The sequence below is a fragment of the Seramator thermalis genome (assembly GCF_004138125.1).
Classification (GTDB): domain Bacteria; phylum Bacteroidota; class Bacteroidia; order Bacteroidales; family Dysgonomonadaceae; genus Seramator; species Seramator thermalis.
Window position 1 is genome coordinate 1 of record NZ_RXHS01000014.1, and the last position, 15785, is coordinate 15785.

The window sequence follows — 15785 nt, forward strand, 5'->3', positions numbered from 1 at the left end:
AACGATTTATTTGCGTGTCCGGCATAAAGCCGAACAGAAGATTAAATGATAAACTTGTTAAAGAACTCGTCGAGTTTGCAGCAATTGCTGCATGATTCGTATATTAAATAATTAACGAACTATTGATAGACAAAATATTAATATCAACAATCAATATAATGTGAATTTGAATGAAGGGCTTATGCCAATTCTTATTATTTCTGTTACAAAGTAAATCTGATATTAAACTCAAACAAAGAGAGATAATAAAATTACAATTTATGTGGTTCTGCTCATCTTTAGGAAAGAAAGATAAAAGATCAATATCGAGTCTCCTGATTTTAATCCATACGTTCAAAAGTGTATTTATGATTTATAGTAAATAAAAAAACTTGCTCATTTATAAATGAATTTACCGGTAAAAAATATAAAACCTTTTACTGTAGCAACAATTGTTACCATAACTTTTTCTGCGGCCGGAGAACAATCGATTTTTGCTGCCAATCCCAAACAAGGGAAAGAGCAATCCATGAATGTACTGTTTCTTATTTCGGATGACATGCGGGCTGAGATGAATGTATTGGGAAGCCCAATGGCACAAACACCAAATCTCGACAAACTTGCCAAAGATGGCGTTTGCTTTGAACGGGCCTATTGTCAATACCCTCTTTCCTGTCCGTCACGATCTTCCATTCTTACCGGACGTCGGCCAACGACGAGTGGATTATACACGAATAGGGAATGGTTTGGCGCGAGTTATCCCGATTGGATAAGTCTTCCCAACTATTTTCGCCTTCACGGATATGAAACCCTGCGTAGTGGAAAAATATTTCACGAGGGAATAGACGATACGAAAGCATGGACGGAAGGTGGAGAACAGCGGATCTACAACAACCCCGTCAATGCCAATCCTCCCTCCGCTTTAACGCCTGATGAATGGCGCGCCCATTTTCAGAGAAGGAAGCCTAATCCATCAGATGTCATTTCTAATCCTCGTTCAGATCGGTGGGAAGCTGTAGAAGGTGAAGCAGCACGGCAACTTGGCGATACTCGTGTAGCCGACAAAGCGATTGCATATATTCGACAGAGCAAAAAATCAGGGAAACCCTTTTTCATCACCTGCGGTTTTTCAAAACCACACTCACCTTTGATTGCGCCAAAAGAATTTTTTGATTTGTACGATGTAAACAACATACCGCTTCCTCCCGATTTTGCTTCGTTGCCTATGGTTCCCATAGGATTTCCTGCCGGCTCTATTCGGCCCACTAATGCCGATTTGTTTATCAATCGCATTGCATCACCTGAAGAAGCTCGGCAAATGATTCGTGCTTATTTGGCTTGTATCAGTTATGTAGACTGGAATGTCGGGCGTGTGATTTCAGAATTGGAAAAACAGGGATTAAAAGAAAACACGATTATCGTGTTTTGGAGCGATCACGGTTATCAGCTTGGGGAAAAGGGGAAATGGTCAAAAGCCGGTTCGTTGTGGGAACAAGGTACAAATGTTCCTTTCATTATTTTCGATCCGAGGGCAAAAGGTAATGGGCAAGCTTCGCCTCGCATTGTGGAACTTTTGGATATTTATCCGACGCTTGTCGATTTGTCTGGGCTACCTCAGCCAGAAGGACTTGAGGGGACAAGCTTAAGACCTCTGTTGGACAATCCTCTATCTGCATGGGATAAACCGGCGTACACTGTATGGAATGAACACGGGAAAGGCATCACAGGAGTTGTTGTTCGCACAGAACAATGGCGATATGCTGAATTTTTCGGAGCAGGTGCAGGTGCCTTTCTCACCGATCCTATTCATGATCCTGATGAATTCGTCAATCTTGTTTATGATCCCGAATTCAGTGAAGTGGTAAAGCAATTGCATCAACTCGCTTCTGCGTATGTAGCGGGAAAAACCGAATTGCCACCCATACAACAATAGAAAACGCAATAATGAAGAACCTTTATAAATCTCCTCCAAATGAAAAAAATTTTTATTCTTTTTTTACTTCCGGCATTTATCTCTATATATGCCCAGGATGCACGCGAATTGTTATACAATTTTGAAATATCGAAACCCGATCATGCTGATAAACCGAAAATTCAAGGTTTTGCAAAAGAACGCATCCAAGAAAAACTTAACAGGGGTGTGATAGCTATTGCCGACGAAAGCAACAAAAACGTATATATGAGTTGGCGTTTGTTACAAACGGATCCTGCAGATATTGCTTTTGATGTGTACCGTAGCTCAGGGAATCGCTCTGTAAAACTGAATAGCAAACCCATCTCGACAACCACAGATTTTCTCTACCGAAATGCTACTGTAAAAGGAGACGAGTCCTATTGGGTTGTTCCCATCCTGAAAGGGAAGAAAGGTGAAGCTTCCGAATGTGTAACCGCCATCAGTCGACCCTCACCCGGGAAACCTCCTTATGTTTCTATTCCTCTGCAAGAAGGCGTTGTACCCGGTCGGAGGAGGTTGGGTATAGGTGACTTGAATGGTGATGGTCAATTCGACTTTGTTCTGATTCAACCTAATGTAAGTAAGGATCCCGGTTTTAAGCCGGATTCATCGCAGGTTACCTACAAAATAGAAGCCTATTTGCATGATGGCACCTTCCTTTGGCGTAATGATCTTGGGGATGGCATCGAACCCGGCGTGTGGTATTCGCCATTTATCGTTTACGACCTCGACGGCGACGGCAAAGCCGAAGTAGCCGTAAAGACAGCACCACGCGGCATAAGAGACGCAGATGGTGCTGTTTACAAAGGAGAAGAGTGGATATCGATATGGGATGGCATGACCGGCAAAGAAATCACCAAAGCTGATTGGCCCGAAAGATCTCCAAGATTGGGTGATTATAATCGTCAAAACCGCAATCAGCTCGGAGTGGCCTATCTCGACGGCAAAACACCTTGTCTGATTGTGGCAAGGGGTACCTACAAAGCCATGTTTGTGGATGCATATCAATTCAAAGAGGGTAAATTAACCAAATTATGGCATTGGGATGGTGATGAAGAAAATCCGGTGGTAAGGAGTCAGGGTGCTCATACCATGCTGGTTGCCGATGTCGATGAAGACGGTAGAGACGAAATCATTCTTGGCTCGGCTGTCTTGGATGATAACGGTACCCTTCTATGGTCGGCAGGACTTGGCCATCCCGACAAGGTTTTTGTTACGGATATTGACCCGTCGCTTCCGGGCATGGAAATTTTTCTTGCCGTTGAAGCTTTGCACGACAAAGACGGATTAGGTATTTGCCTGCGCGATGCCAAAACAGGTACACTCATTTGGAAAATCGGTCGTCCTACCGTTCATGTGGGGTCAGGAATGGTGGCAGATGTCGATCCTGCGCTACATGGATTGGAATTTTTTGCTGCAGAAGATCCAAAAGGACATCGGGCGATGGGCATTACAGGCAACAACAACCGCTATCTGTTTGATGCCAAAGGAAATTTGTATGGCACCGGAGAAGATGTTCCTCCAACCGGCGATTGGGTATGGTGGGATGCCGACAAATTACGCGAATATATTCGTCCAGAGGGACAAGGTAAGGGTTTTTCTGTGACCACCTATCACTATAAAGGTGAAGACGAAATTGTTCAAAAGGGTTTTGAAGGCAATGTGGTCTTGGTTGCTGATCTCTATGGTGACTGGAGAGAAGAGATTGTTACCGCTCTTCCGGGAGAATTACGAATTTACAGTACGACTATTCCGGCAAAAGACCGGAGAGTTACTTTATTACAAGACAATACCTATCGTCAAACTATAACTACCCATACAATGGGATACCAACAACCGGCCGTGCCTTCCTATTATCTTGGGGAGTAAAAAAATTAAAGCCAAAGAAAATTAGCTCTGTAACTTATTTTGCATCTAAATTCTTGAAAAAATCAAATTGAATATTTTTACTTTATGTTGAACTAAAAAAAGATAGCTAAAATTAAAATTAATTTTTTAAAATGTCGAAAAAATGAAAAACAGTAGAAAAACAGGAAGACATCCAAGCTCGATAAAGGCTTTTATGTCGAAAAAAATGATCATTTGTTTTTTGGCAATGATTCCGCTATTTGTTTTTTCTCAAACGAAAACAATTATGGGAAATATTGTCGATTCAAATGGGCAGCCAATTATCGGGGCAACAGTGATGGTGAAAGGGACATCTTCGGGGACTGTTTCCGATATGGACGGGAACTTTACATTAAGCGATGTGCCAGAAGATGCCGTTTTGCAAATCTCTTATATCGGTTATGCTACCCAGGAAATTCCGGTGGCAGGAAAAACGTCATTTGGAGTTGTTTTACAGGAAGAAGCACAAGCATTAGAAGAATTGGTGGTTGTAGGTTATGGGGTTCAGAAAAAAAGTGACGTTACGGGAGCAATGGTTCGTGTCGGAGAAAAAGAAATTAAGGCTATGCCTGTTCAAAATGCCCTTCAGGCGATGCAGGGCAAAACAGCCGGCGTGGATATTACTTCTAATGAACGACCAGGGGAAATAGGTTCGATAAGAATACGAGGCGAAAGATCATTAAATGCATCAAATAGTCCGTTGTACGTTGTTGATGGAGTGCCATTGCAAGGTACCGGCATTGAAAGTTTGAATCCGAATGATATTGAAGCGATTGATGTATTAAAAGATGCTTCGGCAACAGCGATATATGGTTCCAGGGCAGCCAATGGTGTTGTTCTTGTTACTACTAAAAGAGGTAAAACCGGTAAGTTTTCATTAAATTACGATGGTACCCTTTCTATTGAAAATTTACATGATAGAATGGATATGATGAATTCGGAGCAATGGATTGATTATAGTAGAAGAGCAAAAATAAAATCGGGTACTTATAATGGATCTTCAACCATTTCATATGAAAATGATAAAGTCGTTTATGGTACAGATCCATATGCATGGGCGCAATTTGAAAAAGGATGGGTGAATGGAATATGGGATGGCAGTTTGGTCCCAACTTACGATTGGACATCTCACGGTAAACAAACAGCATTAACGAATCAACATACCTTGAGCGCTAGTGGAGGAACAGATAAAATTCAAGCCTACCTCTCTTTTGGTTATCTCAATCAAGAAGGTACACAGCCGGGTGAAGCTTATCAACGTTATAATGCAAATGCCAGTATTGATGTGAAACCTACTGATTGGATTAAGTTAGGTGGAAATATGAATGTCAGTTGGGGCGATCAGGATTATGGCTATAATTTTCGAAAAAGCGCTACCGGCGCGAGTGATATTTACTCGGCATTGAAAGGAATGTTGCCGTGGACAGTTCCATATACACCCGATGGAGAATATATTAGGAATCCGGGAGCTGATGTTAATATTATCAACCCAATTCGCGAAGCGACATTAACCGTTAATCAACGCCAAAATTTGAGAGCTATAGGAAGTTTTTATTCAGAATTTTATTTTGGAAATATATTTAAGCCTTTGGATGGACTGAGATATAGAATTCAATTTGGGCCTGATTTTCGCTTTGGACGAACAGGTATCGCCGATCCAGCTGAATCTATCAATGGGGATGGGAATAATGTAGCTCAATATTCAACTGATATTAAAAGATCATGGACGCTTGATAATTTGCTTTATTATGATAAAACTTTTGGGAAACATTCTTTGGGATTAACATTGTTGCAAAGTGCTTCCGATTTCCATAACGAAGGTTCAAATATGAAAGCATTTGTGAGTACTGCCAAAGAGCTTTGGTATAATATTTCTTCTAAGGGTGATATCCAAAGTTATGATACTTATCTTACCGACAATCAGATGTTGTCATATATGATCCGTATGAACTATAGTTTTTCGGATAAGTATTTATTAACTGCGTCAGGAAGATGGGATGGAGCATCGCAATTAGCAGAAGGGCATAAATGGGATTTTTTCCCTTCGGTGGCGTTAGGTTGGCGAATGGAACAAGAAGATTTTTTAAAAGATATGGATTGGATAAGCCAGATGAAGTTAAGATTGGGTGTTGGTACAACAGGAAACTCTGCAATTTCTGCTTATGCAACTAAGGGAGCCGTAACTCCTGTGTTTTATCATTTTGGAAGTGAAATATCGACTGGAATAATTGCTTCTGATCCTTCAGCAAAAGACCCTGTAGTAATGGCTAACCCGGATTTAGGTTGGGAAAAGACAACTCAATATAATTTGGGACTCGATTTTTCATTTATAAAGGGGAGGATTAATGGAACTGTTGATTTGTATAAATCTAATACTTCAGATCTTTTGATGGCAAAGAGCATTCCTTCATTAACCGGATATACACGAACATGGGCAAATATCGGAAAAACAAAAAATAGAGGTATTGATGTTACTTTAAATACAGTTAATATTCAATCCAGAAATTTCTCATGGACAAGCACATTAACTTATTCTGCAGATAGAAGTGAGATCGTAGAGCTTGCGGATGGTAAAACTGAAGATTTAAGTAATTTATGGTTTATAGGACAACCTATTGGTGTTTATTATGATTATGTATATGATGGTATTTGGAAAACGAGTGAAAAAGATCAGGCTGCTAAATATGGGCGTGAACCCGGAATGATAAAAGTGAAAGATATAAGTGGCCCTGATGGTGTTCCAGATGGCGTGATTGATGCAAATTATGATAGACAAATAGTCGGCAAACGACGTCCTGATTGGTCTGGAGGATTTATGAATACACTTAATTATAAGAATTGGGAATTATCTTTCTTCTTATATGGCCGGTTTGGATTTACGGTTGAAACCGGAGCAGAAACTTTATCTGGACGTTTTGCAATGCGAAATCTTGATTATTGGATCGAAGGTGTCAATGAAGATGCGGAATATTATGCACCTGGTGTTGGAGGTGAAAGTGGTGATACCTATAAAAGTTCTATGAATTATCATGATGGATCGTTTATTAAATTAAGAAATGTTTCATTAGGATATAACTTGAATTCTAAACAAGTTAAATCTATCGGACTTAACAGTTTAAAACTCTATGTTCAGTGTATGAATCCAGGGTTGTTGTATTCTAAAATCGATTATATAGATCCGGATTTAGGAGGATCAACTTATAATAGTAGTTTTGTTTTTGGAGTTAATATCGGATTTTAAAACTGTAAAATAATTATGAAAAATAAATATCAAATACGTAATATTACATTTTTAGCCCTTATAATTTTTTCGATCCAATCCTGTAAAGATTTTTTAAATGAGGATTTGATAACTACTCAAAGCACACAGTCTTTTGAGACAAAAGAGGGCCTCGATCAATTATCTATCGGCATATACCAAAATTTGGAATTCCATTTTAATTATGAATGGGCATATACCATTTGGGAATACGGTACAGATGAAATGGCGGTAGGAAATGACGGTACATTTGAATATTACAACAGCTATACCTCTGCCTTTAATTCGGCAAGTTCAAATGGAATGACTAACTTATGGGATAATATGTATTCCGGAATTTCCTCTGCTAATACATTAATAAAGAATGTTCCTCTTTATTATGACAAAACAAGCAGCACGTATAATACCCGTTTGGGAGAAGGTTATTTTATGCGTGGATTTAATTACTTTCGTCTTGTTCAGCAATTCGGAGGAGTTCCTTTAATCCTGGAACCTGTAGAAGGTGCAAAAACCGATTTTGAAAGAAATTCTTCAGAGGAAGTATATGAACAAATAATTAATGATTTGACGAATGCTTATAATTTATTACCGAGTCAGGTTACTCAAATTGGCCGCCTCTCAAAATGGGCTGCAGCTCATTTCTTGGCTAAAGCATATTTATTTAGGGCGAGTGAAATCAACGATTCGTGGAATGGGCAGTATAAAGAATCGGATTTAAATAATGTAATCAAATATAGTAAAGAAGTTATTGATGCACATCCACTTTGTTCTGATTTCGTTCAGCTTTGGAACTTTACAAAACCAAATGGCCCTAACGAATCGGTGTCAGAGGTTATTTTGGCTTCTCAATTTTCGGATGATACCAATTCACAAGGTCGATATGGCAATCAGGTACATCTTTATTATCCTTCCATTTATCAAAATCTACCTGGCTTGAAACGAGATATTTCAGGTGACCGCGAATTTTCGAGAATGAGAACAACAAATTACTCTTTGGATGTATTTGATAGGGTTAATGATTCGCGTTTTTGGAAAAGTTTCATAACTACTTATCGTTGCAATAACCCTTCTGGGGCGCCTACCTGGGGGAATTACGCTCCTACGGGAAAACTCCCGACAGACAAAAAATTTGTTGGAGGAGATATAGCTGTTAAATACATTGTGAATGATGCGGGAGATGCAAGATACACAGCAACGAATATCAACTATATGGCACCCACAATGTTTGTAAGATATTTTGCCAACGAGCCACAATCCTATTTGAATGCTCATGGCAATTATGGTTCTTATTCTACGAAAAGTAGATATGTGGCGCTTAGCAAATTTAGGGATGGGTCACGAACAAGTGTTGCCTCTCAATTTGGACAGCGTGATGGGATTTTGGCTCGTTCTGCAGAGGATTATCTGATGATTGCAGAGGCCTATATTAGGCTTGATAAAAGCGATTTGGCATTGCCATTTATTAATGAATTAAGAAAAAGAGCCGGTTTTGATGCAGGAGAGGATAGGAGTAAAAATGTTGATGGTGGTCAAGCTTATTTGAATAATCCGAACATTACCGTGAAAGGAGATGGCGGAAGTGGATTAAATAATGGATTCGCGGTCTATTCTGATAAAAATACTTATTATGAGTCAAATAATTTAGCAAATGTAATCTCTACAAGCACAAAAGATGCAATGCAATTTGCAACTGTAAGCGATATATTAAATTCAAAGAAAGAATTCTATGATGTGCTTGGCGCAACAACGGATAAAGAGAAACTGTTGATTTTCATTATGAATGAAAGATCAAGAGAATTGATGGGTGAATTGATACGTTGGCCTGATTTGGCAAGAACGAAACAATTGGAGAAACGTTTTAAGGCATTTAATGATGGTTCACTTATTACAGGCTCAAGTTTTAATGCTGAAAAGCATTATCTAAGGCCACTTCCTCAATCATTTTTGGATGCAATTACTAAAAATGGTGTCGCCTTAACTTCAGATGAAAAGCAAGCGATGCAAAATCCTGGTTGGTAAAATTTGAATTTTATTTATATCTTGATTTTGTCAAATTATGTATCCGATGAGTTAATCGAACTTTTTAGGGTTTTCTTGATGTGGATATTTTCTGCAATGTAACAATGTGAAAAGGATCGAGAATAACTCATCGGATATTTTCTGAAGATTATTATACTTGAAATACTTTATGTGTAGATATTTGTGATAAGATATATTCATTATTAGATAAATGATGAAAAAATATGCTGATTTATTTGTTTTTGTGCTCTCGTTTTCTCTGCTATTGCTACTTTCAAAACAATTAGTTGCAAATACGTCTTCTCCTTTCAAAACTATAAAAATTGCCTGCATAGGGAATAGTATCACTGCAGGTGCGGGGGCAAGTGATCCAATCAAGAAAGGATATGTCGGTGTTTTATCCGCAATGATGGGTGCGGGTTACGATGTCGAAAATTTTGGCGTAAGTGGAGCAACAGCATGTAAAAATACGCATAAGCCTTATGTTGATACTCCGGCATTTCAGAAAGCCAAAGATTTTCTGCCCGACATTGTTACGATTGCATTAGGAACGAATGATTCTCAACCTAAAGTTTGGAATACAGGAGATTTTTCTAAAAATTTCGAAAAAGATCTTGCCTCGATTTGTGATGAATTTATTCAATTGCCTTCAAAGCCAACCGTTTATTTGTGCCTGCCAATACCCATCATGCCGAACAATCGATGGCCACATCAGCCAGATGTGCTTGTCAATGAAATTATTCCGTTGATAAAAAAAGTTGCTGAAGAAAAAGGCTTAAAAACCATTGATCTGTATTCCCCTTTGATCGATAACCCCCAATATTATGAGGATATGTTGCATCCAAACGATGTGGGACATCGCGTAATCGCCGAACAAATCTATCGAACATTGAAACCCGGATACGATTTTTCAAAATTAAAAAGAGAAAAATTAAACCGAGGTTTGGTGGCAATTAGAGAAGACGACAAAACAGTGAACATCAGCTGGAGATACTTATCTTCCGATTTATCGACAACTACCTTTAATATTTACAGAAACGGCAAAAAAATAAATGTAACCCCCATTGCTCAATCTACTTACTTTAAGGATACCAATGCTCCAAAAGGAGTGTTGACATATGAAGTCCGACCGGTTGAATACGGTATAGAATCAGCAAAAGAAAAATTTTCTTACACATTAAAAGATACAAACTCAATCGGCTATTTAAATATCCCCCTCAATATTCCTCCGGAAGGGATAACTCCGAATGGTCAAAGCTATTCCTATCAAGCCAATGATGCAAGCGTTGGGGATGTAGATGGAGATGGCGAATACGAAATCATCCTCAAATGGGAACCTACCAATGCTCACGACAATGCCCACGATGGATACACGGGAAACGTATATATCGATTGTTACAAACTGAACGGCCGGCAACTTTGGCGAATCGATCTCGGGAAAAATATCCGTGCAGGAGCACATTATACGCAATTCATGGTTTTTGATCTGGATGGAGATCTTAAAGCTGAGGTGGTGATGAAAACGGCTGACGGAACCATTGACGGAGAAGGTAACGTTATCGGGAACGAAAAAGCAGACTACCGCAACAAAAATGGAAGAATACTGGAAGGTCCGGAATTCCTGACCGTCTTTGAAGGGAGTACAGGCAAAGCTTTACAAACCATAGACTATATACCACAAAGAGGCCGATTGGAAGATTGGGGCGACTCCGAAGGCAACCGATCCGACCGCTTTCTGGCTTGTGTGGCTTACCTCGATGGCGAATACCCGAGTGTGGTAATGTGCCGAGGCTATTACACGCGTACCGTACTGGCTGCTTTTGACTGGAAAAACAAAAAATTGACCAACCGATGGGTTTTCGATTCGAACACCAAGGGCAACGAAGCTTATGCCGGTCAGGGGAATCACAATTTACGCGTCGGAGATATCGATGGCGACGGATACGATGAGATTGTGCATGGTGCATGTGCCATTGACCATAACGGACAAGGTTTGTATTCTACAGGATTAGGACATGGAGACGCTCTGCATCTGACGGCTTTCGATCCTTCGAGCAAAAAGCTCCAGGTGTGGGATTGTCATGAAAACAGAAAAGACGGATCAACATTTCGTGATGCAGAAACCGGTAATATAATCTTTCAGGTACCAAGCAATACCGACGTAGGGCGCTGTATGGCTGCCGATATCGATCATATCCACAAAGGCGTAGAAATGTGGTCACTTGATTCGCACGGCATAAGGAACATAAAAGGTGAAGTAATCAATCCCTCTCTGAAAGGTGTTTCCATAAATATGGCTTGTTGGTGGGACGGTGATTTGACGAGAGAGTTGCTCGATGGAACCCGCATAACGAAATATGATTACTTAAACGGAGACTCCGATCTTCTTTTCGACTGTGAAGCGTGTCTGAAAAACAATGGTACAAAATCTAATCCGTGTTTCTGTGCCGATATATTGGGCGATTGGAGAGAGGAAGTCATCTGGAGAACAAAGGACAATAAAAATCTTCGCATCTATATTACCCCTTACGAAACTCCCTATAAGTTTTATTCGTTGATGGAAGATCCCATTTATCGAATAAGTGCCGCAACACAGAATGTAGCTTATAACCAACCGACACAAGCCGGTTATTATTTCGGGAGCGATCTCGGTAAGATTTTTCCACAAAAAGAAATCCGGACAACAGAGGATAAAATTTTGCTCGATGCCGGAATGGATTACGATTCCTACAAATGGTCGAATGGAGAAACTTCAAGAATGACCATCCTCGATAAAAAATCCGAGACATGCGGGAAACCAATCGAAATAGAATTGGAAGTTACCTACAAAGGTGGTAAATTTAATGACCAAATCAACGTTACTTTTTTAAATAAATAAACATGAAGAAAAGAGCTCCTATCGTGTTCTATATTTTAGTATGCACCCTTGCTGTTGTACCTGTTTATGCTCAAAAAAAGCAGACAAAACAAACCGATGCGGATGTACCACTGCATCTCATGCAACCCAAATACCCAATCCCGTACGGTATACCCGATCAAAAAGAGATAAAAAACGATTTGGACAAAATTTTAGGTTATTTGGAAACGACTACTCCTGCACAAATCGTCGATGCAAAAACTGGAAAAGCGATAATGGATACTTCGGAATTCGATCAAAATACAGCGCTAAAAAAAGGAGATTTCCGAATCACAAGCTACGAATGGGGTGTAACCTATGCCGCTATGCTTTCAGCCGCTGAAATAACCAACGATAAGCGCTATGAAAAGTATGTTTACGATCGTTTCAATTTTTTTGCTGACGTTTTCCCTGTCTTTAAAAAGCTATTTAACGATTACGGACTCATCGATCCACAAATGCGTCAGATGGTAAAGCCCAAAGCCTTGGACGATGCCGGAGCTATGTGTGCTGCAATGATAAAGGCGCAGCGAATGGATCAAAATTTAAATCTTCGCCCGATTATCGATAATTACATGAATTACATCATGTATAGCGAATATCGTTTGTTCGATGGCACTTTTGCGCGTAAGCGGCCACAAATGAATACGGTATGGCTCGATGATATGTTTATGTCGATACCTGCGCTTGCACAAATGGGCGCTTTAACAGGAGACAATACATATTTCAATGAAGCTGCAAAACAGATACAGCTTTTTGCTACCAAAATGTTTGTCAAGGACAAAAATCTATTTCGACATGGATGGGTTGAATCTGCTCCGGAACATCCTTCATTTTTTTGGGGAAGAGCCAATGGATGGGCATTACTTACCTTGGTAGAAACACTCGATATTTTGCCGGAGAACCATCCTCAACGAAATTTTATTCTCAATCTGATGAAAAAGCATATTCAAGGATTGGCAGCTTGTCAATCAGGCGACGGATTTTGGCATCAGTTGCTCGATCGATCCAATTCTTATCTTGAAACTTCATCAACAGCTATTTATACCTATTGCATCGCCCATGCAATCAACAAAGGATGGATAGACGCGATTTCTTATGGTCCGGTTGCTATTTTGGGATGGAATGCAGTTTCGACTAAAATAAACGATAAAGGCCAAGTTGAAGGAACTTGCGTAGGAACCGGCATGGGATTTGATCCCGCTTTCTATTATTATCGGCCTGTGAGTGAATATGCTGCGCATGGTTATGGGCCGGTAATATGGGCCGGATCGGAAATAATCAAATTAATCAATACGCAATTTCCTAAAATGAACGATAGTGCGGTACAGTTTTATACTGCAAAACAATTCACTGATTCCCCGATTTTTAGTGTAGGAGATCCATCACGTCCTAATGAAATAATAGCCGGGAATTCCCGAAAAAATGAAAATCCGGTTGTTTTTCTTATTGGCGATTCGACCATGAAAAACGGTAGAGGAAAAGGCGACAACGGCCAATGGGGTTGGGGCAGTTTCTTTGAACAGTTTTTTGATACAACTCGCATTTCCGTTGAAAATCATGCACTGGGAGGCAGAAGCAGCCGTACTTTTTACACAGAGGGATTATGGGATAAAGTATTGCTCGGCATACAATCTGGCGATTTTGTATTTATCCAGTTTGGACACAACGATGGAGGTTCTCTCAACACAGGAAGAGCAAGAGCATCATTAAAAGGTATCGGAGAAGAATCGCAAACCGTTATCATGGAAAAGACAGGCGGACCGGAAGAAGTATATACGTTTGGACATTATCTCCGAATTTACATCCGTCAAACAAAAGCTCGTGGAGGAATCCCCATCGTACTTTCTCCTACCCCCAACAACAAATGGGATGGTGGAAAAATGGCACGAAACGAGACTTATCGTCAATGGGCAAAAGAAGTTGCAGAGCAAGAAGGAGCTTATTTTATCGATATGAACGACCTGATCGCAAAAAAATATGAAGCACTGGGTCCCGAAAAAGCGAAAGATCTATTTAAAGACAGCGTGCACACTTCGCGTGAAGGAGCCATCTTGAATTGCGAAGCACTCATTGAAGGCATTCGCAATATTCCCGAACTTTCTTTAAACCAATACATCAAATAAAAACCTAAAACGAATCATTAAAATAAAACGAATTATGAAACGAGAAGCTTTTAAAATGTATCTGAAACCCGGCTACGAAGCCGAATACGAAAGAAGACACCGTGAAATCTGGCCGGAAGTAAAACAGTTATTAAAAGAATCCGGGGTATCGGATTATTCCATTTACTGGGATAAAGATACCAACATCTTGTTCGCGGTTCAAAAAGTCTCGGGAGAGGCTTCCTCTCAGGATTTGGGAGATAACCCCATCATTCAGAAATGGTGGGCATATATGGCCGACATCATGGAAACCAACCCTGATAATTCGCCCGTTTCTATCCCCTTGAAAGAAGTATTTCATATGGATTGACACTAATAACAAAGAAAAAAGGAGAAACATGAAAGATTCGCATCATCCAAAAATTTATTTTCAACTGCTTTTCATTGTCTTTTTGCTAACAACCATGAAAGCGGGAGCAATCGAATATAAATTCAATTTCGGTGCTGCCGACAAAAAAGGGTATTGGAACATAAAGCATTCCACCGTTTATGGCCCTACATCTCCTTTTGGATATGATATGAATACTGTTCCTAAAGACAATGACCCCTATTTTTTCTCGGTCACATTACCCGAAGGAAACTATAAGATAACGGTAGTTCTCGGAAATAAAAAAGAAACAACCAATACTACCATTCGAGCAGAATCACGGCGGTTGATGCTTGAAAATGTGAAAACCTCACGGGGAAAATTTGTCACCCGTTCGTTCATCGTAAACATCCGCAACACAAAAATTGGAAATGACGATTCCGTGAGAATCAAAAAGCGGGAAATCGGGAAACTAAATTGGGATGACAAACTTACGCTGGAAATCAATGGGGAAAAGCCCGGCTTGGTAGAAATGGTCATCGAAGATGTGAATGTTCCCACACTTTTCCTTGCCGGAAATTCGACAGTGGTTGATCAGGATGAAGAGCCATGGTGTGGATGGGGACAGATATTGCCGCGTTTTTTAAAGCCAAAGATAGCCGTAGCCAATTATGCCGAATCGGGAGAAGCTGCCAACACCTTTATTTCCTCAAAACGATTGGCCAAATTGCTCACAAAAATGGGGAAAGGCGATTATCTATTCATCGAATTCGGCCATAACGATCAAAAACAAAAAGGGCAAGATATAGGTCCTTACACGAGTTTCAAGAAAAGTTTGAAATACTTTATCGATGAATGTCGAAAAAAAGGCGGCATTCCCGTTTTAATAACACCGGTTAATCGACGCAGTTTCGACGAAAACGGCAAAATAATCAACACCCTGGGAGATTATCCCGATGCCATGCGTCAGTTGGCAAAGGAGGAAAACGTCATGCTGGTGGATCTAAATCGGATAACCAAAACATTGTATGAAGCATGGGGACCCGAAGAATCAATAAAAGCTTTCGTGCATTATCCTGCAGGAACATTTCCAAATCAAATCCAACCCTTAGCAGACAATACCCATTTCAATACATACGGCGGGTACGAAATCTGCAAATGTGTACTTAAAGGGTTGATCGACAACAATTCACCATTAAAAAAATACATCGTAAAAGAGGTGTGGACATTTGATCCGGCTCATCCCGATGATATAAACAACTTTTTTATTCCTCCTTCTCCTTTTTATTCATTAGTAAAACCCGATGGAAATTAAAAAC

Annotated in this window: 8 protein-coding genes and 2 pseudogenes; all 10 read left to right on the forward strand. The window is 39.9% G+C overall.

All coding sequences use genetic code 11. The features are described 5' to 3' along the window. Nucleotides 1-385 precede the first annotated feature (385 nt). The 10 genes and pseudogenes from EJN84_RS09985 to EJN84_RS10020 all read left to right on the forward strand — a co-directional run bounded on the left by EJN84_RS09985 (nt 386) and on the right by EJN84_RS10020 (nt 15781). Nucleotides 386-1912, forward strand: coding sequence for a sulfatase (locus EJN84_RS09985; protein WP_129595291.1), 1527 nt, complete (start codon nt 386-388; stop codon nt 1910-1912). Between the two features lie 39 nt (nt 1913-1951). Beyond that, the gene (locus tag EJN84_RS09990) at nt 1952-3802 is read left to right on the forward strand and encodes a rhamnogalacturonan lyase family protein (RefSeq protein ID WP_129595292.1); all 1851 of its coding nucleotides are present in this window, start codon (nt 1952-1954) and stop codon (nt 3800-3802) included. Between the two features lie 142 nt (nt 3803-3944). Further along, nucleotides 3945-7061 (forward strand): SusC/RagA family TonB-linked outer membrane protein, encoded by a 3117-nt coding sequence (locus EJN84_RS09995; protein ID WP_129595293.1) that lies wholly within the window; start codon nt 3945-3947, stop codon nt 7059-7061. A 15-nt stretch (nt 7062-7076) separates the two neighbouring features. Next, the gene (locus tag EJN84_RS10000) at nt 7077-9098 is read left to right on the forward strand and encodes a RagB/SusD family nutrient uptake outer membrane protein (RefSeq protein ID WP_129595294.1); all 2022 of its coding nucleotides are present in this window, start codon (nt 7077-7079) and stop codon (nt 9096-9098) included. Nucleotides 9099-9312: 214 nt separating this feature from the next. After that, nucleotides 9313-9966 (forward strand): annotated as a pseudogene (locus EJN84_RS12390) (GDSL-type esterase/lipase family protein); the annotation flags it as partial. Next, nucleotides 9949-11976 carry a rhamnogalacturonan lyase gene (locus tag EJN84_RS10005; protein WP_262707357.1) on the forward strand — a complete coding sequence of 676 codons (2028 nt, stop codon included), beginning with the start codon at nt 9949-9951 and terminating at the stop codon, nt 11974-11976. The pseudogene EJN84_RS12390 and the gene EJN84_RS10005, both read left to right, overlap by 18 nt. 2 nt (nt 11977-11978) lie before the next feature. Then, a pseudogene (locus EJN84_RS10010) lies at nt 11979-13376 on the forward strand (glycoside hydrolase family 88/105 protein); the annotation flags it as partial. 66 nt (nt 13377-13442) lie between these two features. Beyond that, nucleotides 13443-14120: a rhamnogalacturonan acetylesterase gene (locus EJN84_RS12395; RefSeq protein ID WP_262707358.1), complete on the forward strand. Its 678-nt coding sequence runs from the start codon at nt 13443-13445 to the stop codon at nt 14118-14120. A 34-nt stretch (nt 14121-14154) separates the two neighbouring features. Next, complete coding sequence (gene rhaM, locus EJN84_RS10015) at nt 14155-14469, forward strand: L-rhamnose mutarotase (RefSeq protein ID WP_129595297.1); 315 nt, start codon at nt 14155-14157, stop codon at nt 14467-14469. Between the two features lie 28 nt (nt 14470-14497). After that, nucleotides 14498-15781: a rhamnogalacturonan acetylesterase gene (locus EJN84_RS10020; RefSeq protein ID WP_238943998.1), complete on the forward strand. Its 1284-nt coding sequence runs from the start codon at nt 14498-14500 to the stop codon at nt 15779-15781. Nucleotides 15782-15785: the final 4 nt, after the last annotated feature.